General features: G+C 37.9%; 16 protein-coding genes. 5 read left to right on the top strand and 11 right to left on the bottom strand.

From position 1 onward, the window contains the following. Positions 1–1768: 1768 nt before the first annotated feature. From DRW42_RS01560 to tgt, 3 genes are read right to left on the bottom strand one after another with little or no spacing between them, the layout of a single operon-like run. Positions 1769–2647, bottom strand: a complete 879-nt coding sequence (locus DRW42_RS01560) for a DMT family transporter (RefSeq protein ID WP_113947053.1) — start codon at positions 2645–2647, stop codon at positions 1769–1771. A 1-nt stretch (position 2648) separates the two neighbouring features. After that, entirely contained in the window at positions 2649–3752 is a 1104-nt protein-coding gene (locus DRW42_RS01555) for an LptF/LptG family permease (protein WP_113947052.1), read from the bottom strand. A 1-nt stretch (position 3753) separates the two neighbouring features. Beyond that, the gene (gene tgt / locus DRW42_RS01550; protein ID WP_113947051.1) at positions 3754–4884 is read right to left on the bottom strand and encodes a tRNA guanosine(34) transglycosylase Tgt; all 1131 of its coding nucleotides are present in this window, start codon (positions 4882–4884) and stop codon (positions 3754–3756) included. 42 nt (positions 4885–4926) lie between these two features. Here tgt and DRW42_RS01545 point away from each other — a divergent pair, with 42 nt between their 5' ends. From DRW42_RS01545 to DRW42_RS29470, 3 genes are all read left to right on the top strand, one after another. Then, entirely contained in the window at positions 4927–6144 is a 1218-nt protein-coding gene (locus tag DRW42_RS01545; RefSeq protein ID WP_167437779.1) for a glycosyltransferase, read from the top strand. A 25-nt stretch (positions 6145–6169) separates the two neighbouring features. Continuing rightward, positions 6170–6805, top strand: coding sequence for a 16S rRNA (guanine(527)-N(7))-methyltransferase RsmG (gene rsmG, locus DRW42_RS01540; RefSeq protein WP_113947050.1), 636 nt, complete (start codon positions 6170–6172; stop codon positions 6803–6805). 136 nt (positions 6806–6941) lie between these two features. Further along, entirely contained in the window at positions 6942–7334 is a 393-nt protein-coding gene (locus DRW42_RS29470; RefSeq protein ID WP_113947193.1) for an AAA family ATPase, read from the top strand. Here DRW42_RS29470 and DRW42_RS01530 read toward each other — a convergent pair. The 5 genes from DRW42_RS01530 to DRW42_RS01510 all read right to left on the bottom strand — a co-directional run bounded on the left by DRW42_RS01530 (position 7226) and on the right by DRW42_RS01510 (position 16392). Then, complete coding sequence (locus DRW42_RS01530) at positions 7226–8521, bottom strand: M56 family metallopeptidase (RefSeq protein WP_113947049.1); 1296 nt, start codon at positions 8519–8521, stop codon at positions 7226–7228. The two genes, DRW42_RS29470 and DRW42_RS01530, sit on opposite strands and share 109 nt — an antisense overlap. Next, positions 8521–8892: a BlaI/MecI/CopY family transcriptional regulator gene (locus DRW42_RS01525; RefSeq protein WP_113947048.1), complete on the bottom strand. Its 372-nt coding sequence runs from the start codon at positions 8890–8892 to the stop codon at positions 8521–8523. The genes DRW42_RS01530 and DRW42_RS01525 overlap by 1 nt, the downstream gene beginning before the upstream one ends. 178 nt (positions 8893–9070) lie before the next feature. Then, entirely contained in the window at positions 9071–10048 is a 978-nt protein-coding gene (locus DRW42_RS01520; protein WP_113947047.1) for a M28 family peptidase, read from the bottom strand. Between the two features lie 280 nt (positions 10049–10328). Continuing rightward, entirely contained in the window at positions 10329–13868 is a 3540-nt protein-coding gene (gene smc, locus DRW42_RS01515) for a chromosome segregation protein SMC (RefSeq protein WP_113947046.1), read from the bottom strand. Between the two features lie 220 nt (positions 13869–14088). After that, a complete protein-coding gene (locus tag DRW42_RS01510) occupies positions 14089–16392 on the bottom strand; it encodes an ATP-dependent helicase (protein ID WP_113947192.1) in 2304 nt (767 codons plus the stop codon). A 420-nt stretch (positions 16393–16812) separates the two neighbouring features. On the opposite strand from DRW42_RS01510, the gene DRW42_RS01505 reads away from it, so the two are divergent. Next, on the top strand, positions 16813–17136 hold the full coding sequence (locus DRW42_RS01505) for a DUF493 family protein (protein ID WP_113947045.1): 324 nt from the start codon (positions 16813–16815) through the stop codon (positions 17134–17136). A gap of 122 nt (positions 17137–17258) precedes the next feature. On the opposite strand, the gene DRW42_RS01500 is transcribed toward DRW42_RS01505, so the two are convergent. Genes DRW42_RS01500 through DRW42_RS01490 form a run of 3 tightly spaced genes read right to left on the bottom strand, consistent with a single transcriptional unit; the run spans position 17259 to position 20342 of the window. Next, the gene (locus DRW42_RS01500; protein WP_113947044.1) at positions 17259–18764 is read right to left on the bottom strand and encodes a PH domain-containing protein; all 1506 of its coding nucleotides are present in this window, start codon (positions 18762–18764) and stop codon (positions 17259–17261) included. Then, the gene (locus tag DRW42_RS01495) at positions 18764–19312 is read right to left on the bottom strand and encodes a PH domain-containing protein (protein ID WP_113947043.1); all 549 of its coding nucleotides are present in this window, start codon (positions 19310–19312) and stop codon (positions 18764–18766) included. The genes DRW42_RS01500 and DRW42_RS01495 overlap by 1 nt, the downstream gene beginning before the upstream one ends. A gap of 55 nt (positions 19313–19367) precedes the next feature. After that, positions 19368–20342: an SGNH/GDSL hydrolase family protein gene (locus DRW42_RS01490; RefSeq protein WP_113947042.1), complete on the bottom strand. Its 975-nt coding sequence runs from the start codon at positions 20340–20342 to the stop codon at positions 19368–19370. A gap of 302 nt (positions 20343–20644) precedes the next feature. Here DRW42_RS01490 and DRW42_RS01485 point away from each other — a divergent pair, with 302 nt between their 5' ends. Continuing rightward, positions 20645–22015 carry a dipeptidase gene (locus tag DRW42_RS01485; RefSeq protein WP_113947041.1) on the top strand — a complete coding sequence of 457 codons (1371 nt, stop codon included), beginning with the start codon at positions 20645–20647 and terminating at the stop codon, positions 22013–22015. Positions 22016–22722 lie beyond the last annotated feature (707 nt).

Genomic DNA, 22722 nt, shown 5'->3' with positions numbered 1-22722 from the left:
TGTTTTTTAATCAGGATTTTAACCTAAATTGATCACTATTAAGTTGTGAATTTAGCTTTGGTAAGGCTCAATTCATAAAATTGAAAGGCACCGGTTCTTCTGTTTTACTTATCAAAAACTATGTTTCTTCTATGCCAAATCGTGATTTTAGCCTATAAATTCTTGCCTGAAATTTATGTAAGAGACTCATTTTTGTATACTTTTTTGATGTTTTTATCTCCGAAATCGACAATTTTTTGGCCAGTTAATGCCAATTCCCGACGATATTCTTGGATAACTGGCTTTTTGATTGCTTTTTTTAAAAAAATCTGTTTTCTATATGAAAACACGCTCTATTGTAGTTTAAAGCAGGTTTTTTGATCTTTTGGCCGCAAATGCTTTGAACTGGTTAAATGATTGAAATTTGTTGGTTTTTAATCCTGATGGGATAAATTTGGATACACAATTAGGATTATTTTTCTGCTTTTTTCTTAAAAATGAACCTTTAAATATGATTGCTTTTATGATTGGTTGATCCAGTTTTTATGAAGATGAAAATGCAGATATAAAAACATGGATTGTGATAACAGTCAATTTGGTTTATATTTTTGACGAGTTATCAGGGTATAATTCGTGGTAGATTTTTCTCGTAATATGAATAGCTTTTTGTAGATTTTAGATGGAACTTGGCTGCGTATTTTGGAGTATTATTGGAGCTTTTTATGCGGCTATCTATTCTCAATTATATTGATTAATTACTGGTGTTTTAGCAATTCTTATAATCGATTTTTATTTCATTTTTTCTCTTGTTTTATTTCATGTAATTGTATCTTTTTTATAGTTGTTTTATCGAGTTGATTTCGTTTTATTTTATAGGTATTTATTACCCCATTTTTGATTTAAAACACTCACTATTTTTTAATGTTTTTTTAATACATTTCAGTATTGTTTTTACAGGTCTAAGTTTAAGTATTTTGTGTTTTTTTATTCCGGTTTTTATTGGTCGATGTTATTGTTTTGTGGAATAAATTTAAGCCTGTTTTAACCGCTTGAACGAAGTAATTATGATTTAGATTACTATTATTTCGATTTATGTTTTATCATGCAAAAATCAACAAGCCAGAAAGGGAGTTGTTGTATATAGATTCACTTAGATTTTTCTTCATTTCGACTGCAAAGTAATGTAGCCGAGAGCTATGCGATTGTTTCAGCGAAGCTAATCTATCTCGAGATAGATCTCTCCGTTTCAGTCGAGATGACGTTGCTTTTATGGGGAGTTATAAACGGTAATGGAGTACAAATTACTTGAGCATTTAGTGGCCTGGTAAAGGGAAGTTATTTGATAAGATAACCTCCTCTACCGTTTTCGTCATTTCGAGTGCAGGGCAACGAAGCCGAGAAATCTACCTCGGGAAAAATCTTTTTATTACGTCTTTTTTAAGTCAAGATGACGAATCGTTTTTAGGTGTTTCTTCTAACAGTAGCCAAGTGTAAATTAATTAAAAATTTGGGGCCTGATCAACAAAAATCTCTCGGGGTAGATCTCTCCGTTTCACTACCGATGAAAAATCGGTACAGGTCGCGTTTCAGTTGAGATGACGTTGCTTTTATGGGGAGTTGTAAACGGTAATGGAGTAACGATTGCTTGAGTATTTGATGGCCTGATAAAGGGAAGTTATTTGATGGGATGCCCCCCCTTTAACGTTTTCGTCATTTCGAGCGCAGGGCAACGGAGCCGAGAAATCTATCTCGGGAGCTTATGCAAGTACAGCAGGTTTTGTGGTACTTGCTACAGCTTATTCTTCCTCTTTTTATAGATTGGATAAAGGAATATTGAGCCCAAAATAATCGTTGCCCCAATATAAAACCCACCTGTCATTTGTTCCTTATTCTGGAAGAAAATAAATGCCAGTAAGATTCCATAAACGGGTTCGAGGTTTGTAATCAAGGCTACCCTGAATGCCGATAAAGTACGCATAACCGCAACGCCTGCAACGTAGGCAACAGAAGTACAAAGCGTACCGAGAAGCGCTAAATAAAGCCAGTTTTTTGCACTTAAATTAAAGTGTGTGTTTAGCAAACTTCCGTCGTACAAACGGTATAATGTGATCCAGAAAAGCGCACCAACAAGTTCATAAAAACCTATTATCGAAGGTTCGCTCTTTTGAACCAGTGTAGAATTTATTGTCGAAAAAAGACTTGATGCCACTGCTGCAAGCAAACCAAAAATGATCCCCAAAGTATACTGACTTTCGAATTTAAAGATCATATAGATGCCTAAAATAATCAATAAACCAATCAGGATGTCGCCCATTTGGATGGGTTGTTTTTTGATCAGCGGTTCTAAAATGGCTGTAAATAAAGTGAACGAAGAGAGGCAAACTAAAGTTACCGAAACGGTAGAAACCTTAATGGCGTGGAAGAAAAATATCCAGTGGATAGCAACAATTCCTCCGGTTAAAAAGAATTGTAAAAATTGTTTTTTCGTAACCTTAATATTCTTTTTTGTGATCAGAAACCAGGCGAAAAGCGTGCTGGCTGCAATCAATACACGGTACCAAACCATAGGCACTGCATCAATGGAAATTACTTTACCGAGTACACCCGTAAAGCCCCAAACAAATACAGTAAGATGAAGAATGAGCAGGTTCTTTTTGGTGGCTTCCATGCTATTTAGGAGCTCTCCTTAATAGGTAAAAGCCCAGCAGGCCAAAGAAGATTGTAGGCATTATAACGGCTGCAAATGGAGGTAATCCACCTTTGGTAGAAAACATCTGCGTAAACTGATTAAATACGATATAAGCGAAGCTAATGAAGATACCGATACCCAATGATACACCAACGCCACCGCGAACTTTACGCGATGACAGCGCAACCCCAATAAGCGTTAATACGAACGCCGAAAGCGGGTGCAAATAGCGTTTATATTTCTCAAACTGAAGATCGTTCATTACCCCTGTTCCACGGATTTTTTCTTTTCTGATCTTCTCCGAAAGCTCTTTGGTTGTTAAATTCTGTACCACATTATCGTAAGCCGAAAAATCATCCGGACGCATATCCAGGATGGTGTCTTTTAATTTTCCGTTACCATAAATCATCGTTTCTTTTAGCCCGTCAACCTTACGGATCGAGTAATTGGTAAGTTGCCATTTCCTTTTTAACGAATCCCATTTAATGGTTTCTGCAACAATTTTTTTGGTTAAAATATCTCCATTGAAATTGTCTAGAGAAAAGCGGTATCCCGAGTTCGTTTTGTTATCGAAATTATCAATATAGATATAGGTTTTGTCATCCAGTTTCATGTGGATGTTCGATTTTGTTGAGGGATCGTTACGTTTAACGTATGTGTTTTCGAAACGGTTTTTTAGCGTATTGGTATAAGGTAAAATGTATAAATTTGATACCAGATTGGCTGAAAAAATAATCGTAGCCGACACCAGATAAGGAAATAAAAAGCGGTTAAAACTTACACCGCCGCTTAAAATGGGAACAATTTCTGTTTGATCGGCCATTTTCGCCGTAAAGAAAATTACGGCAATAAAGTTAATCAAAGGCGAAAGCATATTCACGTAAAAAGGAATGGAACCAGCATAATATTTGGAGAGGATTCCCCAGAAACTTAGTCCGCTTTTCATAAAATCATCCATCTTTTCAGATAAGTCGAACACTACGATAATGATTACGAAAATAGCCAGGGTATATATAAATGTACCCAGGTATTTACCGATAATGTACTGATCGATGATTTTAATTTTCCCTTTTAACAGACTCATTTTATAGCTTATTGCCTAATATTTTAACCATTTTGTTCTTCCAGTCGTAAAATTCCCCTGCAATAATCTTTTCCCTGGCCTCTTTTACCAGCCAAAGATAAAAGTGCAGGTTATGTAAGGTAGCAATTTGTGCGCCAAGCATTTCATTACTGTGTACCAGGTGCCTTAAATAAGCTTTAGTCGTTACCTGATCGGCATGTAGATCACTTTCTGCATCCAATGGTGAAAAATCATTCTCCCATTTCTTATTCCTGATGTTGATAATCCCGTTTCGGGTAAAAAGCATGCCGTTTCTGGCATTTCTGGTAGGCATTACACAGTCGAACATATCAACACCCAAAGCAATATTCTCTAATATATTGATTGGCGTGCCCACACCCATTAAATAACGTGGTTTTTCAGCAGGTAATATATCACACACGATTTCAGTCATCGCATACATTTCTTCAGCAGGTTCGCCGACTGATAAACCGCCTATGGCATTACCCTCGCGCCCCATAGAAGCGATAAATTCGGCAGATTTAATGCGCAGATCTTTGTATACCGATCCCTGCACAATAGGAAAAAGTGTTTGGTCGAAACCATATTTAGGTTCTGTTGTATCAAAACGTTCGCAGCAACGCTTTAACCAGCGGTGCGTCATTTTGATTGATTGCGCAGCATAAGTGTAATCGCATGGATATGGAGTACATTCGTCAAATGCCATAATAATATCCGCACCAATTGTACGCTGGATGTCCATTGCATATTCAGGAGTGAAAAGGTGTTTTGAACCATCAATATGCGAATGGAAGGTAACGCCTTCTTCCTTAATTTTACGCACTTTGCTCAAAGAATATACCTGATAACCACCGCTGTCGGTTAAAATCGGACGGTCCCAGCCAATAAATTTATGTAGTCCACCTGCTTTTTCAAGGATATCTAAACCAGGCCTTAAATAAAGGTGATAGGTATTTCCAAGGATGATTTTTGCATCGATATCTTCTTTAAGTTCGCGCTGATGTACGGCTTTTACCGTTCCGGCAGTGCCCACAGGCATAAAAATAGGGGTTTGTATTTCGCCATGAGCCGTTGTAACCGTCCCTGCTCTGGCTTTGGATAGTGGATCGTTAGCCTGTAAACTAAATTTCATATATATTCTTTCTCGTCAAAAATCTGCCAAAAATAACAAAAAATGAGGGCATATTTTTGTTTAAATTTTTATCCACATAAAAGTGTTTTACAGATTAAAAATGAGAAATTTGCGCCTATTTATTTTACCATCGTGATATTAACTCCGCTTGAAATTATTCTGCTCTCGATATTGGCTTTTTGCCTTTTGGTTCAGGTTTATTATGCACTTTTTGTACACTTAAAACTCGCCAATGTAAGTATCGAAGAGGTACCGTTATCGGCCAGAAAACCAATTAGTGTAATCGTTTGCGCCCGGAATGAAATTGTAAACCTGGAGAAATACCTGCCTGCCTTATTAAACCAAAATTATCCGCAATATGAAGTTGTGGTGGTAAACGATCGCTCGTGGGATGGTACAGAGGAGTTTTTGGAGCAGTTTGAAAAGAAATACAACAATATTAAGGTTGTTAAAATTTTAGATAACGATAAGTTTATTGCCGGCAAAAAATTCGCAGTGACCATGGGCATAAAGGCTGCAAAATACGACTGGCTGGTGTTTACGGATGCCGATTGCACACCTAATTCTGAAAACTGGCTGATGGATATGCAGCAGCCGGCAGATGAGAAAACAGAAATTGTATTGGGTTACTCGCCTTATATAAAGAGGAAGAGTCTATTAAACGCGCTGATCCGTTTCGAAACTTTTTTTACTGCAGTAAACTACCTCTCTTTCGCCCTCAAAGGTATGCCATACATGGGGGTTGGCCGGAATATGGCTTACAAAAAGTCGCTTTTTTTTAAAAATAAAGGTTTTGCAGCCCACATGCATATCCCGTCAGGTGACGATGATCTTTTTGTAAATGCACATGCCAATAAATATAATACTGAAATACGCATTAATGCAGACAGCCATGTATGGAGTGAGCCGAATAGGACCTGGCGGGGCTATTTGAGACAGAAAAAACGCCATTTTGGTGCCGGGAAATTATATAAATCTAAGCATAAGTTTATTTTGAGCCTTCAGATTCTGGTTCAGTTCCTTTTTTATGTGTTCTTTGCAGCCTGTATGTTTTTTAGTCGCGAAGCCCAATATGTGGCTTCCGGAATACTTGGTTTAAGCATCATCATCAGGTGTTTTATCTATCCAAAATTATTGAAACGCTTAAACTATAGCGATTTGCGTTGGTGGTTCCCGATTTTAGATATACTTTTGTTCCTGTTTTTAACCCTTAACGGATTTTTTGCCTTATTTGGCAAGAAAAAGGTAAACTGGAAATAATTCATTAATCTTTAGTAAATACAACATGCTTGACGTAAAACCCGATATCGTTTTAAAATATTTTCCTGATCTAAGCGAAAAACAACTCGCCCAGTTTTCGCAATTGTTCGAATTATATAGCTTTTGGAATGCACAGATCAATGTAATTTCGAGAAAAGATATTGAAGAACTGTACGAACGCCATGTATTACATTCGTTGGGTATAGCTAAGGTTTGCACTTTTAAAGCCGGCGAATCCGTATTGGATGTGGGTACAGGTGGCGGTTTTCCGGGTATTCCGTTGGCGATTTTATTCCCTGAAACGCAGTTTTACCTGGTAGATTCTATTGGTAAAAAGATTAAAGTGGTAAAAGAAGTGGCTTCGGCACTAGGGTTGGAGAATTTAAAAGCCGATCATTTAAGGGCCGAACAGATTAAAGATAAGTTTAATTTTATTGTGTCGAGGGCAGTTACCCGTTTGGGCGAATTTTATCCGTGGATACAAGGGAAATTTAAAAAAGAATCGTTAAATGCCATTCCAAATGGGATTTTGTATTTAAAAGGCGGAGATTTGGCTGATGAGATTAAAGAATCGAAACTGAAAGCAGAATTATATCCGCTTTCGGCTTATTTTGAGGAAGATTTCTTCGAAACTAAGTATGTGGTGTACGTGCCGCAGTAATTTGAATAATTATTTTTTAATGAATTTTTATTTTCTAGTAATTTTTAATTGTTTGTATGTCAGGTAATTATATTTTTATTTTAGACTAATCGGGAATTTAATTCCTGATTAGTCCATTTTATTTTAACATTTATCTCTGATTCAGCGGGTTGATAAAAATAAATTAAAACAATTAGCTTCTAAATTTAGGGTAGTTGCTGTTCTGGGGCCGCGGCAAAGTGGCAAGACAATCATTTGTAGGACAACTATCCCCTGCAAGCCTTATGTATCACTTGAAAATCCAGATATAGCCGAATTTGCTACAGCCGACCCAAATGGTTTTTTAAACCAGTTTAAAAATGGGGCAATTTTAGATGAAGTACAAAAATTACCTCATCTGTTTTCCTATATCCTACAGATTGTAGACGCTATTACTTTTCACTATTTGTCACCACTTTTTTTAGTTTTTGGTTCAACCGGCGGAGGCGGCGGTGGTACTGGCATATTCTTTTTATCTTTTTTAACAATCGGAGGAGCGAAACGAACCTGATCCACTTTCGTCTCACTGATTTTTTTAGATTTTATAGGTGTGGGTTCTACTGGAGGTGGTGGCGGTAATCTTTTATCGTCTTTTTTGATAACAGGTTCATTTATCCTTATTTCGGTAATTTTTTTAGCCTTGCTTGTGCTCGGCTCCCAAGGAGGTGGCGGTGGTAATCTTTTATCGTATTTTTTGATAACAGGTTCATTTATAATTACTTCTGTGATTTTTTTGGTCTTGCCAGTACTTGGTTCCTTAGGTGGTGGAGGTGGCAATCTCTTTTTGTCTGATTTATTCCTGGTAGTGTCCTGTAAAACTACAGTTAAGCTTTCTTTTTTCTGTCCTAACTCAATGGTGCTATAATTCTTGGTAAATGCCCTTGTAGATAGGCACAGCATGGATCCGGTTAATGGAATGATAAATAACAATTTGAGCCTAGCCCATTTTGCTGATTTTTTTTGGTTTAACATACTTATTCTATTTTTTAGTAGTGATGAATTGAAAAAATGATTACTAAGTGTAACTGCTTGATTTCCATAGGAATTTTGAATTAGAAACAGCGCGTAATCATATTTGGCAATGTCTGTCCTGGTGGTGGCTTCATCTGCAAGATATTCGTGTATGAGCCTGATATCGTTCTTAATGAAATATATAACGGGATTAAACCAACTGGAGATTTGTATCAGTTCGAATAATAGCACATCAAAACTGTGCTTCTGCCTAATGTGGACCATTTCGTGCTTCAATACTGTAGCTTTCTGACTCATTTCTGGATCAATAAACAGTAGATTGAAGAATGAAAATGCGGCTTTTGAATCTTTGATCTCAATAAAAGTGATGCCATTTTCTTTATTTTTGCAGGCATTCCGCGTTAGTTTTAGGATATGCCTTAATCCCCACAAAACTTTTAGGGTTAAGACGATGGAAATGGACATATAGAGTAATAAAAGGATATTTTCGGTATTGAAAAAGGATACCTGTTCTTCAATCTGAATGTATCCGGTATAATGGACTATCATTTCTTTCTTTAAAAATCCCAGCTGAAAAAATGGAAGAATAAAAGCCAGTATCGAACTGGAAATCAGGTAATACCTGTTTAATACATAAAAAGTTTCTCTGTGGAGGAATAGTCTATAAAATCCATAAAAGAGGATAAGATATAGATTTGCTTCGAGTAAATAATATAGCCAGCTCATCACTTGTCTTTTTTAAGTTTCTCTGCCAATTGGATAATTTCGTTAAGCTCTTTATTACTCATACTTTTTTCCTTTACCAGAAAGGATACCAGACTTTCGTATGAGTTTTCGAAGTAATTGTTCATCACTTTGTCGAATGCAAAACGTTTATAATCAGTTTCTTTTACGATAGGGAAATAGATGTGTGTATTGCCTACGGCTTTATGATCAACAAAACCTTTTCCTTCCAAAACCCTGATAACGGTTGAAACCGTATTGTAAGCAGGTTTAGGTTCGTTCATTTTTTCGATCACGTCTTTTACCAAGGCTTCGCCCATTTCCCAAAGGATTAACATTACCTGTTCTTCTGCTTTTGTAAGTTCTTTTATCATGGTAACTATTTTTGTAGTTTGATTATATGAAGTTACTACTATAAAAATAGTTTGCAAACTATTTTTATAGTGAATCAATTAAATATTTGATTATCAGTTAAATAAAATTTAATGTATAAATATAAAGCATAAAAAAAACTGCCGTTAGGGGCAGGTTTCAATTTATTTTATAAAATTTTTAGAATCTTTCTGATTTTCTTGGATTATCCATCATGATCATTTTATCTTTCAGCAATTGCTGTAAACCGGTTTGTTTATCGATATTTTTTACAACATCCAGCACCGCACTTGCAGCATTACTGAAAAATGGTTTGGTAATAGTCGAATACTCGTCGGTGGCTTTATGGTAATCTTTGTGATCTTCGACACCGAAATATAAGAACGGGATATTTTTAGCATTAAAAGCACCCTGATCGCTTTGGTTAGTCCAGTCATCGTGGCCTAGTTTAGGATCATCATGTCCGAAAAGTAGTTTGATGTTGGTTTTTGTCGTATCAACATATTTCTTTAAATCGGGATATTTGAAAGTCCCGCAGATATATAGTTCACCTTTATCACTATGACTGATCATGTCCATATTCAGGTCAATTGCAATGGTATTGATGTTTACCGGTGGGTTGCCAACAAATGCTTTTGCGCCCTGTAAACCCATTTCCTCAGCATCAAAAGATGCAAAAATGATGGTGTTGTTGGGTTTGTTCTTGGCAAAATAGGCGGCAATTTTTAATAAACCTGCTGTTCCTGAAGCATTATCGTCGGCACCGTTAAAAACTTCGTCTTTAATTACGCCTAAATGATCGTAATGGGCCGAAACTACAATTACATTGGTTCCTTTGCCCGGAATGTAGCCGATAATATTGGTTCCGTTTACTTTTGTGCCGCCTCTTCCGTTAAAAGTAAATTCCTGGGCATAGTTTACATGTTGCGGATAGGATTTCAGACCTAGTTTCTGAAATCTTTCAATAATATAGGCCCTCGCCATTTCTGCTCCTTTTGTACCCGTCTTACGACCCTGGTAAGCATCTGATGATAATACTTCAACATCTTTTAATAACTGGGTATCTAATTTGCCGGAATTGGTGGCGCCAGTTTGATTTTTTACTGATGAACAGCAGCTTAGCATTGCGGCTAAGGGTAGGATATATAAGATTTTCATGTTTTATGATTGTAATAAGTCAGGTTTGTTATTTCAGTACTTAAGAGAACGGTTATCCGTTTAAATTTTTATAAAGATATTAATTATTGGGATATTGCTTTAGACCTCGCAGGTTTTAAAAACCTGCGAGGTCTGTATGGCATCAATACCATGCATCATCCCGATTTGTAATCGGGATGTACGAGAAAAGCGATTTTATCGCTACGCATTTTTATCTACGTGCATTAAAAATGCACTTCTCAATAATCCTGGTTACAAACGAGGACTATACTGGAATAAATTACGCCGCTACTTCCCTTAAATCTACCGCTACAACCCTCGAAACGCCCTGTTCTACCATGGTTACGCCGTAAATGATATCGGTGCTGGCAATGGTACGTTTATTATGCGATACAATGATAAACTGCGACTGATCGGAGAATTTACGGATAATATTATTGAATTTATCGATGTTAGTATCATCCAGCGGGGCATCAACCTCGTCGAAAATACAGAAAGGGGCAGGTTTTAACAGGTATAACGAAAACAATAGGGCAGTTGCAGTTAGCGTTTTTTCGCCACCTGATAACTGGTTGATGGACAAAGGTCTTTTACCTTTCGGACGGGCTACAATATCGATATCAGCTTCTAAAGGATTAACGGTGTCTGATAAAATCAGGTCGCAGCTGTCTTCTTCGTTAAATAGGGAACGGAAAACCACAATAAAATGTTCGCGGGCCTGGGTAAAGGCCTGCATAAATTTATCTTTTGCAGTATCGTCTATTTCTTTTATTGTTTGGATCAGATCGGTTTTGGCGGCGTTAAGGTCTTTTTTCTGGTTCTGGATAAACACATAACGTTCTTCCATTTCTTTAAAAGCCTCCATAGCCATTGAGTTGATGGCGCCAAATTCGTCGAGCTGGCGTTTCATTTTCTCCACTTTCTGGCGCAGCTCGAATTCGCTTTCCAGTGCTTCTATTTCATGATCAGTTTCTAAAAGATCATTAATATCAATATTAAATTCGACAGCTAAACGCTCTTTTAATGCATTTAAGTCGATTTTTAATGCATTCTTTTTATCCTTGATTTCGGTTAGGAGAAAATCGGTTTCTTCGCGGTTTTTACGAATATTCGTCAAGTCGTTCTCTACCTCGTTTATACTTCCTTTGCTCGAAAAATAGGCCTGTTCGGCTTCTGCTAGACCTTTTTCCATCTTTTCTCTTTGTTGATACATCTCCAAAAGGGTATCATCATTCAGATCGGTATGCTGTAAAGTTGCGGTAATCTGGGTTAAGGCTTCCTGTAATTCCTTATCGTTTTGGGCAATGCGTTTGTTTAGCGCTTCTTCCTGTACAGAACGGTAGTCGAGATCTTTTTCCAGGCCGGATAGCTTGTTTTGTTGCTGGTGGAACCGGATATTATCCTGATTGTATCTCCCCGCGCTTTCGTTTACCTGATCGGCAATTTCCTGATAATTAAGTTGTTGCTCCTGTAAATTAACATGCGCCTCCTGCTGGTCTTTTTGTAATTGAACCAACGCCGGCAGTTTTTCTGATAACGCTTTTTCTATCGATACAATCTTTTGGGCGATGTCTGTTTTACGGTTTTCGCTGGTGGTAATAAATTCCTGGTATTGATCGCGGCGTGTTTGTACAGAAATGTGTTCGTTGTTTAAACGGTTCATTTCCTGTTGCAGGCTATTGATCTGGCTGATTTTTGAAGCTTCTTTGAGATTGAAAATATTATCAGTTTCGGCTTTTATGGCAGCATTATACTGATTGATCAGCGATTCTGAAGCTTTAATTTCTTTAGCCAGATTTTCTAAATTTTTGGCCCGACCAATCCTTTTACCCTCGAATAAACCTACCGAGCCACCGGCCAGCGTGAATTTTGTTTGTGCATATTTTCCGTTTTTGGCCAATATGGTTAAACTATCGGTTGGGGTTTCTTTAAAAAGGTTTTCCTGTTCGGTTACAGCGATATATACGTTTTGTAAGAGCAGGTTGCAAAGATGCTGATATTTTTTGTCTACTTCAATTACAGACAAAGCAGAAACTAAACCTTCGTGGGTACCAATAACAGGGTTTTTATCGGGAACATTCTCTAAAATAAAGAAATTCGCCCTTCCACGACTGGCATCGGTTAACAGGTTAATGGCCTGAACGGCATCTGCATATTTTTCGACAACATAGTGGTTCATTACCGGTTCGAGGTAATTTTCTATAGCAATGCGGTAATCTTCATTACAGAATAAAATATCGGAAAGGAGCAGGGCACTTTTTGCAAAAGCGCTATTTTTCTTTAAAAAACGAATGGATTCCGGAAAGCCTTCCAAACTATCAACCAATGATTTAGTAAGGTTGTATTCGTTCTGTTTGGCATCTTTTTTCCGGTTTTCGGCCGTTAATTTTTCTTTGTTCGAACTTAGATTTACTTCAGAAGCAGCCAGTTTTTCCTTTAAAACTTCTTCGGCTTCAGTCAGGTTTTTAATGTTTGCCTGTTTTTCGCGTACCTGGATATCGAGTTCGGCTAAAGCATGATCAAAAGCCTTTAATTCTAATGTTTTGGTTTCGGTATCGTCAACATTGCGGTTGGTTTCCTGTACCAGCGCATCTTTCTGGATATTGAGGATATCAATTTCCTTTTGCGATTGATAAACCGTGTTCTGCAGCTCGTTAACCGATTTAATCAGGTTATCAATCCTGTTTTTTTCGGTCTGCTGCTGTTCGCGTAAGGTATCGAGCGTAGATTTTAAGGTTTTTAAATCAGATTCCAAACGGTTAAATACCTCTGTTTCTGTTACAACCTCCTCATTTAAACGCTTGATGTTATATTTTATGTGATTGACCTGGTTTTTGTCTTTTTCAAGTTCACCAGATAAACGCGTTTCTTTTTCCTGAAGGAAACGCATCTGTTCATTTTTTACTTTCTTTTCACTTTCGTAGGCCCTGATTTTTGAAACCAGCTCGTTAGTTGCTTTTTGCTGTACAGAAAGGTTTTTCTCCTGGCTAATACTGCCAAGTTTAAGTTTTTGCAGTTCAACCTCTCCGGTATCTATTTTAGCGCTCAGTTCGGTACGGTTTATCTGCTGGTTTTGCTCCTGAGTTTCTAAAGCTGTTAAATCGGTGCGGAAAAAGGCAATACGGTGTGTAGCCAGCTGAACACTCAACTCGCGGTACTGCTCTTTCAATTTGTAATAACGTTCTGCTTTACGTGCCTGACTTTCTAAGGTTTTTAAGTTCTTTTCGATCTCGAAAAGTAAATCTTCCACACGTTCCAAATCAGCTTCGGTATCTTTTAATTTGCTGAAAGTCTGTCTTTTGCGAAGTTTGTATTTCGAAATCCCGGATGCTTCTTCAAACAATCCACGTCGGCTATGCTCTTTATTGGTGATAATTTCATCAACCATTTTTAACTCGATGATGGAGTAGCTATCTGAGCCGATACCAGTATCTAAAAATAAATCGGTAATATCTTTTAGCCTGCACTGAACGTCGTTTAAGCGGTATTCGCTATCTCCGTTTCTGTAAAGTTTACGTGTTACGGTAACCTGCGAATAGGCCGTTGGGAGAATGTTTTTGGTATTGTCAAAGCTTAGCGAAACCTCAGCCAATTGTGCCTGTTTACGGTTTTTGGTTCCGTTAAAAATGATGTTTTCCATCTTTTCAGAGCGTAAGGCTTTGGTGCTCTGTTCGCCCAGAACCCAGCGCATGGCATCAATTACATTGGATTTTCCACAACCATTGGGCCCAACAATAGCCGTAACCCCCTCATTAAAATTGATGGTCACTTTATCGCCAAAGCTCTTAAAACCTTTAATTTCTAACCTGGTAAGTTGCATGGTTTGTTTTCGGAAAAACCGACCTCAATATTAAGGATAATTTTGTGTTTTTTCAAGTGATTTAACTGCAATGGCTGCGGGTAAAAATGGGTAAAGGATCTAAAATTGAAAGTATAAAATCCTTTCATCATTAGTTTTTTCGATAATTAACCACAAAGGCACAAAAACACAAAGTATAAAGCAATGTTTTTCGTGATTTGGTGCTTTGTGGTAAAGAGAATTATTTTACAATCATCAGTTTCGCAAATTTTAGCAATAACTGTTTGTTGCCCAATCCCTGGAAAAATACTGTTGCTTTCACATCTGGTAATGTTCCTTCTAAACTGATGATTTTTCCGAAGCCGAATTTTTCGTGTTCTACTTCCATACCGCCTTGGAATTCATGCGGTTGCGATGGGGTAAAACCAGGCGTTGGTATATGTGCCTTTGCCAATAAAGTTGTGGTATTAGGTCGCGCCGGTGGGGCAGAGGCTGTAGCGCCTGCAGCAGGTTTTGGTTTACTGAAGAAATCGCGTGGTTGTGAAGTCCAGGTTTTGCGCTCATCATCAAAATTACCATCAAACGAATTCGATTTGGCAGGTTTAACATCCAGTTCTAAAAACTTAGGATTAATTTCGTTAATGAAACGGCTTGGTTCACAATTAGTTAGTGTTCCCCAACGGTAGCGCGAAGTGGCATAGGTGATGGTTAACTTAATCTCAGCACGTGTAATGGCCACATAAAACAAACGGCGTTCTTCTTCCAGATCGGAGCGTGAGTTAACCGACATTTGAGATGGAAAAAGATTTTCTTCCAAACCAACAATAAATACATTTTTAAACTCCAAACCTTTGGCAGAGTGAATCGTCATTAACGAAACGGTATCTTTATTTTTATCGCCGTCTTTATCATCATTGGTTAACAGGGCAACATCCTGCATAAAAATATCAAGACCTTTTTCCTCTATATCCTCACGCTCGGCAAATTCCTTAATACCGTTTAATAATTCCTGGATATTTTCGTAGCGGGCACGACCTTCAACGCTATCATCCGTGTAAAGTTCTTTTAAAATACCGGTGTGCTGTGCAATAAACAAAGCAGAGTCGTAAGCATCAAGTTTTTTCGCTTCCGCCTGAAAACTTTGCACCATCATGGCAAAATCATTCAGCTGATTGGCCAAACGTCCGTCAACATACTGGTGTGCGTTCGAAATCACATCCCACATGGTAAGGTTATGCTGATCTGCCGCAACAATAATTTTATCTATAGAAGTATCGCCGATACCGCGTTTTGGGTAATTGATTACGCGTTTAATAGCCTCCTCATCTTTCGGATTAAAGGTTAAACGGAAGTAAGCAATTAAATCTTTAATCTCTTTACGCTGATAGAATGATGTACCACCATAAATTTTATATGGGATATTCAGTTTGCGCAAGCCTTCCTCCATTGCCCTGCTTTGGGCATTGGTACGGTAAAGGATGGCAAAATCGTGATAGGTATAACCTTTTAAGCTGCGCTCCTGGATAATGGATTCGGCAACCAGTTTACCTTCCTCGTTATCGGTAAAAGCACGCGAAACTTTGATCCTGTCGCCCGGATCATTTTCAGAAAATACATTTTTCTCCAGCTGGTTTTTATTGTTGGCAATAATACTGCTGGCTGCATCAACAATATTCTGGGTAGAACGGTAATTCTGTTCTAATTTATAAACCTTTAAATCAGGATAATCGCGCTCGAAATTCAGGATATTCTGGATATTTGCCCCACGGAATGCATAAATACTTTGTGCATCATCGCCCACTACACAGATGTTCTGATAAGCGGCAGCCAGTTTTTTCACAATGGTATATTGCGAAAAGTTGGTATCCTGATACTCATCCACCATCAGGTACCTGAATTTCTGCTGGTATTTATTTAAAACATCAGGGTGTTCTTTCAGTAATATATTGGTTTTGAACAATAAATCGTCGAAATCCATTGCACCGGCCCTAAAACAACGTTTGGCGTATTGTTCATAAATCTGGCCAATAAGCGGACGTTTATTTTGGATATCTTCTGCCTGAATCTGATCGTTAGATTGGTATTCTCCCCAGGAAATTAAGTTGTTTTTTGCTGATGAAATCCTGCCGAAAACGAAATTAACCGCATAAAGCTTATCGTCAAGCTGCATTTCTTTTAAAATGGCACGTAACACGCTTTTGCTGTCATCCGTATCGTAAATGGTAAAATTGTTCGGATAACCTATTTTTTCGGCCTCAACACGTAAAATTTTCGCAAAAACAGAGTGAAAAGTACCCATCCAGATGTTTTTAGCCTCAGCGCCAACCACTTTACTAATACGCTCGCGCATATCCTTACTCGCTTTGTTGGTAAAGGTTAAAACCAGAATGTTAAATGGATCGGTACCGGTTTGGATCAGGTGGGCCACACGAAATGTAATTACCCTGGTTTTGCCCGAACCTGCACCCGCAACAATCATTACCGGTCCTTTTGTGTTCTCTACTGCTGCTCTTTGTTGTGGGTTTAATCCTTCTAAATAATCCAAATCGGCTCCTGTTTTTTTGAGGTTCAAAAATAACAATTATTGGGGCTTTTTGCCAAAGGTGTTGGTAATTATATATGTTGTTGTTTATAATAATGGTTCGTGGCGACAAGAAACATGGCGATAAAGTAAATTTTATTTGATTGATTTTGCGGAAAGGCAAACCTGTGTTTTATTGGCATCGTTAGTCCTTTGCTTTGCTTATACCTGCCCGTTCGTTCAAGCGGGCGCCTGCAGGCCTTATGCTCTGGGCCGGTATCCGCTTCGCCAAGGTTTAGGCAGGTTGTTTTTGTGCTGCTATTAAGGGTTTACAAACCCATGCCTCAAAATATCAAAATGGCCGGATTTTAGGTTAAATAAATGCAGTATGCTGTCAGAATTACACTTTAATGGTTTAGGTATAGAATTTGATATTGTTTAATCATGGAAGAGAAAAAAATAAAAACGGAAATTGAGCTTACCGATATCCCAGAGGGGGCTAACACAGATATTTATGTAAATTTAAAAGAGAAACTGGAAAGTGTTGAAAAATTTCCGGGTGTTTACAATTTTAAATTTATCGTTACTGGTGGCTTAGATAAAATACAAGACTTACGTGCTATTTTACCTCAGGATGAGTTTATTGAGCAATCTTCAAAAACAGGAAAATATGTTTCGATTACGGTAAAAAAGCAAGTGCAAAATGCTGATGAGGTAATTGCTGTTTACAAGCAGGCAGGAAACATCAAAGGGATTATGATGCTTTAGGTTTACCTGTTAAAAAGAATTAATATAGTTCAGTATTGTATAAATGGTTCGTGGAGACGCGAACCATTATGGCATAAAGGCTTTCTCCTTCTGCCTTCCACCTCAAAAATCTTCTAACGTCATTACATCCAATCTTTGTTCCCGCTTTCTACCTGGTACAGCCAATAATTGACCAGTTTTTTAATTTCTGTATAATTTCCATACTTAAAATGAATCTGTCCGGCAGCAGTATGCAGAGAAAGATGGCCTACATCAACCCCCTTATGCCACGGATATTGAAAAGTGGTAATGGCCTGGATTTTATTAGGCTGCACAATCTCATGCGAAACATCCCATATTCCACTTTTTTTAATGATAAAATCCTGATTTACCGAAATGCGGTGCCTCCTGTAACTGATGTATATCATAAATAGCCCGATTAAAAAATAGGGGATAACAATACCGATAAAAGGCTTCAACTCCGGGATATTAAAAGCAGAAATCAAAAAAACGGCTGCGGGCAAAACCAGTTTAAAAAATACAGGCAGGTTTAAAAAGCGCCAGTCGGGGATAAAAGTTTTGCCTTTTAAGATTTCTTTACCCAGTATCATTTTTAGCAGTTCATCGCGCTCATCAGGATTACAGCCAGGAATTTCGAGGATGTTTCCCTGCATTTCCTGTCCTTTTTTACTTTGTCCAAAATGAGCCTGCCGTAAACTCATATTCAGCATATTCATTTTCTTTTGGAAATAATTCTGACTGTATCTGGTAATCTGTACTTTATTTGGACTAATCAATGTATTTTTTTTGGCAATTAAACCCGAAGAGAGCAATAATGCATTTTTATGCTCACTAATTTCGAGCTCGAAATACTTATAAAAGGTTCTAACCAGGTTAATTAACAGTAAAACAACTAAAAGGCATGCAATTAATATAAAAACGGTAACAATGGTAAGCATACCGGTTACCGTACTCTGAATTTCATCTTTGTTAATTTTAAAAGCATCAAGCAATTGCCTGCCTTCATAAACTACCGTATAAAAAAATGCAACCAGTAACGCTAAACTCTGTCCATAATTAGAGGTTAACCCAACTTTAAATAAAGTCCAGTTGCTTATTCTTAAAAATGAAACTTCTTCAATTGCATAATTTTCTTGTTCATTCTCCGATTCTGCTTCAACCTCGGTTTTTCTGTGTAATAGGTGTTCTTTAAGATTATAGGCAGAGGTTTCGTCAATTGCCTTTATGCTTACCTCTTCGCCGTGCGCACCTGCGGTATCGATCTTTAAACCATAAACACCGATAATTTTTTGCAGGATATTCTGGTTGATGTTCACCTGCTGGATTTTATCGAGTTGGATAATTACCTGGTCGCGGTTAAATATCCCTTTATTTACCACAAACTCCTGCTTTTCTTTATCCAGGAAAAATGTAAATTTCAGGTACCATAAATAGGCAAATATAAAACTGAATATCATGATAGCTGAAATGCCCAGTATGAGGTAGGTAAAAGATGTGCCCGACATCTTTACAAAGGCTATCAGGAATAGAAAAAATGTGGCTTTGCCAATTTTTAACATGGTGTGGGCACCCATTACGATAATGCCAAATGCCGATTCGCGCTGAGGTTTACTAAAATCGTTCTCCATTATGCTTCAGTTTCAGTGGCCGGATTTTCGAGCAGATCCAGTTTTTTCAGCAATAAATCCCTGATGCTTTTTGCTTCATTAATAGCAATACCTGATATGTGGATATGTCCGCTTTGGCCACCTGCGGTAAATACCTGTAAGGAACCTAATTTAAATATCCTCGAAAAAATGCCTTCATTCAGTTCAATATGTTGTATCCTGTTTAAAGGTACAATTGTGGTTGATTCGGCAATAATCCCGCTTTTATAAATTACATCATGTGTACGTACCGCATACCCGCGCTTTTTGAAACTTAACCTGTAAATCAAAAATAATATAACCGCCAGGATGAAGTATAGCGGAACAATCCAGACTGCATTTAGCCTTATTTCGTCAACAAAAAATAAAATTAAGCCGGTACCGATGCCGAGTACCACGAAAAAGATCACCATGTTGATGCAAATGATTTTCCAGTAACTGGGATGTGGCTGTTTCAGCGAAATTTCCTCATATCTGGGAAGCTGATCAAGATCAACGGTTTGGTTGGTGAAGAATGTATCGGATGACATAATCAAAGGTATTAAACGTATCAATCAAATATCTGACTAATATTTAATGCTTTTGTTACCTTGATACAATAAACTTTTTAGTGCTGTTATACTGGCCGGAGTCGGAAGAAACTTTAAAGAAATAAATGCCGGGCACAAAAGCAGAGGTGTTGATCTCGAGGGTATGTTTTCCTGTATTCAGGTATTCATTTACCACAGTTTTAACCAGCCTGCCCATTAAATCGTAGATCTGGATGTTGATTTTATCCGTTTCCGGCAAAACCACATCGATAAACGTTTGCATGGCAGCGGGATTAGGATAATTTTGTGTAACGGTAAACTTCAGGAATTTATCAAAAATAGCTTTGTTAATGGCATCAAAAATTACATAGCTCACTAATCTATACCCTCTGGCATTCGGGTGGTACGAATCTTGATATAAAGTGAAGTCGCGTCTCATGGCTGCATTAACATCAGCTAGATAAATTTTATATTCGGCAGCTAATTTCCTGTATTCAGTATTAATAGCTCTAATATTTGTGTTTACGGGAATCAGGGTTTTATTATTTCTGTCATCAACAAACTGCAGCGTACATAGAATAGGTACTAATTTTAGTTTTAAACTGGCGTTTATAAATACCCTCATATTGGCAACTGTTTCAGCTACACTTCCCTTGCCTGATGCAATGGCCTGGGCATCGTTAATGCCCATATCAATTACAATAAAACCGGTTCTGTTTGCTATCGCTTTATCAATCCTCAATAAGCCCTGAAAAGTGGTCTGCCCTCCAATACCATGATTGGTGATATCTATTATTTTATTGGTATAACAGTTTAAAAAGTTGTTCTGAAGTAAAGGTTGGAAGCTCAATCCTTTAACACCTTCTACCGTACTGGCCCCAAAAGTTACAATGTTAATACTGTCTTTGGCATAATATTGTGCAGCATCAGGGCAGCTTACACGTGTAGGATTTTGAGTTTGGGCAAAAGAAGCGTTGCAGACACATAGAAGCAGCAGCAGAGATAAAAATACTTTTGCGCTAAACTTCATTGTTAAAATTCTTTCGTACAGGATTTAAGGATATCTGTTAATGGCGCAATTTACAAAAAAAGTAAATACAATTAATGGCAACAATTTTCTTTTTTACAAACAGTAAACCATTTTTTGTATATGTTAACAGACGTATTTTAAAATTCTGAAATATTGTAAGTTATCAAAAGCTTAAATTTCCTGACTAAGCCTGTAAACCATGGAGCATTAAATAAGATTTTACATTAATGCAGGCATAATTAAAGGTTCCTTACTGTGCCGTTTATCTGGTAAAACCTATATTTGTCCAAATTCATTTTGTTATGCAAGAGATTAAAAATTATGTAGAAACGCACAAACAGCGTTTTTTAGATGAGTTGTTCGAGTTATTACGTTTCCCATCAGTTAGTGCTGATCCGAAATTTAAGGGCGATGTATTAAAAACAGCTGATTATGTTGCGCAGAAGTTGAAAGATGCAGGTGCTGATAACGTTGAAATTTGCCAAACAGCCGGTTATCCGATTGTTTACGGCGAAAAAATTATAGATGCTTCGCTACCTACAGTGTTAATATATGGCCATTATGATGTTCAGCCTGCTGATCCTTTAGAACTTTGGCATACCCCGCCTTTCGAGCCTACCGTACGTGATGGCAAAATTTATGCCCGTGGTGCCTGCGATGATAAAGGACAGTTTTACATGCACGTTAAGGCTTTCGAATTAATGATGGAGACCAACACCCTGGCCTGTAACGTTAAATTTATGATCGAAGGTGAAGAGGAGGTGGGCTCAGCTAACCTCGGTATTTTTGTAAAAGATAATGCAGAACGTTTAAAAGCAGATGTAGTATTGATTTCTGATACCTCGATGATCAGTATGGAACACCCGTCAATCGAAACCGGTTTACGTGGCCTGGCCTATATGGAAGTAGAAGTGGTAGGTCCTAACCGCGATCTTCACTCTGGCGTTTATGGTGGTGCCGTGGCAAATCCTGCTACCATTTTATGCAAAATGATTGCTTCATTGCACGATGAAAATAACCACATCACCATTCCTGCTTTTTATGATAAAGTGGTAGAATTAACTGATGAGGAGAAAAAAGCATTAAATTCTGCGCCTTATGACGAAGAAGAATATAAAAAAGACCTAAATATTGAAGAAGTTTGGGGTGAAAAAGGTTATTCTACTTTAGAACGTACGGGTACACGTCCAACCTTAGAGGTTAATGGTATCTGGAGTGGTTATATTGGCGAAGGTGCAAAAACGGTATTGCCAAGTAAAGCAAATGCTAAAATTTCTATGCGTCTGGTACCTCACCAGAGTTCGGAAGAAATTGCAGAAATTTTCACCAAACATTTCGAAAGCATTGCCCCTAAAAATGTAAAGGTTAAAGTTACCCCTCACCATGGTGGCGAGCCGGTAGTAACGCCAACCGATAGCATTGCTTACCAGGCTGCAGAAAAAGCAATTGAAGATAGTTTCGGTAAAACCGCAATCCCTACACGTGGTGGTGGCAGTATCCCTATTGTAGCCTTGTTTGAGGATGTGTTGGGTATTAAAACTGTGCTTTTTGGTTTCGGTTTAGATAGCGATGCTCTACATTCGCCGAACGAGAAATATGATATTTATAATTATTATAAAGGAATTGAGACTTTGCCATTATTCCATAAATATTTCGCAGAATTAAGCAAATAAACAAACTTCGTTTATATCAGCTTTTCAAATTTACCGTCATTTCGAGCGCAGCCGAGAAATCTATCTAGATAGATTTTTCCGTTTCAGTCGGGATGACGGTTTTTTTTTGAAAATGCAGGGGCTGTTTTTCATAGGTGCTGTAGTCCCGCCATCGCTAATAGTCCTCGTTTCGTTGCACTTCACTGTGGGCTATCCGCTCTGTCAGGTTTATTAACAAAGGTCTGTTCTCAAGCTTAAGCTAAAAAGATAGATTTTTCCGTTTCAGTCGGGATGACGGTTTTTTTTTGAAAATGCAGGGGCTGTTTTTCATAGGTGCTGTAGTCCCGCCATCGCTAATAGTCCTCGTTCCGTTGCACTTCACTGTGGGCTATCCGCTCTGTCGGGTTTATTAACAAAGGTCTGTTCTTAAGCTTATGCTAAAAGATAGATTTTTCCGTTTCAGTCGGGATGACGGTTTTTTTTTTGAAAATTCACGGTCTGTTTTCATAGGTGCTGTAGCCCCGCCATCGCTAATAGTCCTCGTTTCGTTGCACTTTACTGTGGGCTATCCGCTCTGTCGGGTTTATTAACAAAGGTCTGTTCTTAAGCTTATACTAAAAAACTTAAATATCACAACAGGCTCTACTATCTAAACCTGACCGAAGTGTAAAACCCACAGCCCGAGGCACGAGGGCGAGGATTTGGAACGAAGGGCAGGACTGCTGAGA

The organism is Pedobacter miscanthi (genome assembly GCF_003315595.1).
In the GTDB taxonomy this organism is placed as follows: Bacteria; Bacteroidota; Bacteroidia; order Sphingobacteriales; family Sphingobacteriaceae; genus Pedobacter; species Pedobacter miscanthi.
This window is presented reverse-complemented; position numbering and strand designations above follow the sequence as displayed.

What these genes read in the sequence shown, in the direction of transcription:
- DRW42_RS01500 (WP_113947044.1), bottom strand. Translation starts at nt 18,764, where the DNA reads ATGGAGAACGATTTTAGTAAACCTCAGCGCGAATCGGCATTTGGCATT.
- tgt (WP_113947051.1), bottom strand. Translation starts at nt 4,884, where the DNA reads ATGAAATTTAGTTTACAGGCTAACGATCCACTATCCAAAGCCAGAGCA.
- DRW42_RS01555 (WP_113947052.1), bottom strand. Translation starts at nt 3,752, where the DNA reads ATGAGTCTGTTAAAAGGGAAAATTAAAATCATCGATCAGTACATTATC.
- DRW42_RS01530 (WP_113947049.1), bottom strand. Translation starts at nt 8,521, where the DNA reads ATGAGCTGGCTATATTATTTACTCGAAGCAAATCTATATCTTATCCTC.
- smc (WP_113947046.1), bottom strand. Translation starts at nt 13,868, where the DNA reads ATGCAACTTACCAGGTTAGAAATTAAAGGTTTTAAGAGCTTTGGCGAT.
- DRW42_RS01485 (WP_113947041.1), top strand. Translation starts at nt 20,645, where the DNA reads ATGCAAGAGATTAAAAATTATGTAGAAACGCACAAACAGCGTTTTTTA.
- DRW42_RS01560 (WP_113947053.1), bottom strand. Translation starts at nt 2,647, where the DNA reads ATGGAAGCCACCAAAAAGAACCTGCTCATTCTTCATCTTACTGTATTT.
- DRW42_RS01505 (WP_113947045.1), top strand. Translation starts at nt 16,813, where the DNA reads ATGGAAGAGAAAAAAATAAAAACGGAAATTGAGCTTACCGATATCCCA.
- DRW42_RS01520 (WP_113947047.1), bottom strand. Translation starts at nt 10,048, where the DNA reads ATGAAAATCTTATATATCCTACCCTTAGCCGCAATGCTAAGCTGCTGT.
- rsmG (WP_113947050.1), top strand. Translation starts at nt 6,170, where the DNA reads ATGCTTGACGTAAAACCCGATATCGTTTTAAAATATTTTCCTGATCTA.
- DRW42_RS01495 (WP_113947043.1), bottom strand. Translation starts at nt 19,312, where the DNA reads ATGTCATCCGATACATTCTTCACCAACCAAACCGTTGATCTTGATCAG.
- DRW42_RS01490 (WP_113947042.1), bottom strand. Translation starts at nt 20,342, where the DNA reads ATGAAGTTTAGCGCAAAAGTATTTTTATCTCTGCTGCTGCTTCTATGT.
- DRW42_RS01525 (WP_113947048.1), bottom strand. Translation starts at nt 8,892, where the DNA reads ATGATAAAAGAACTTACAAAAGCAGAAGAACAGGTAATGTTAATCCTT.
- DRW42_RS01545 (WP_167437779.1), top strand. Translation starts at nt 4,927, where the DNA reads ATGAGGGCATATTTTTGTTTAAATTTTTATCCACATAAAAGTGTTTTA.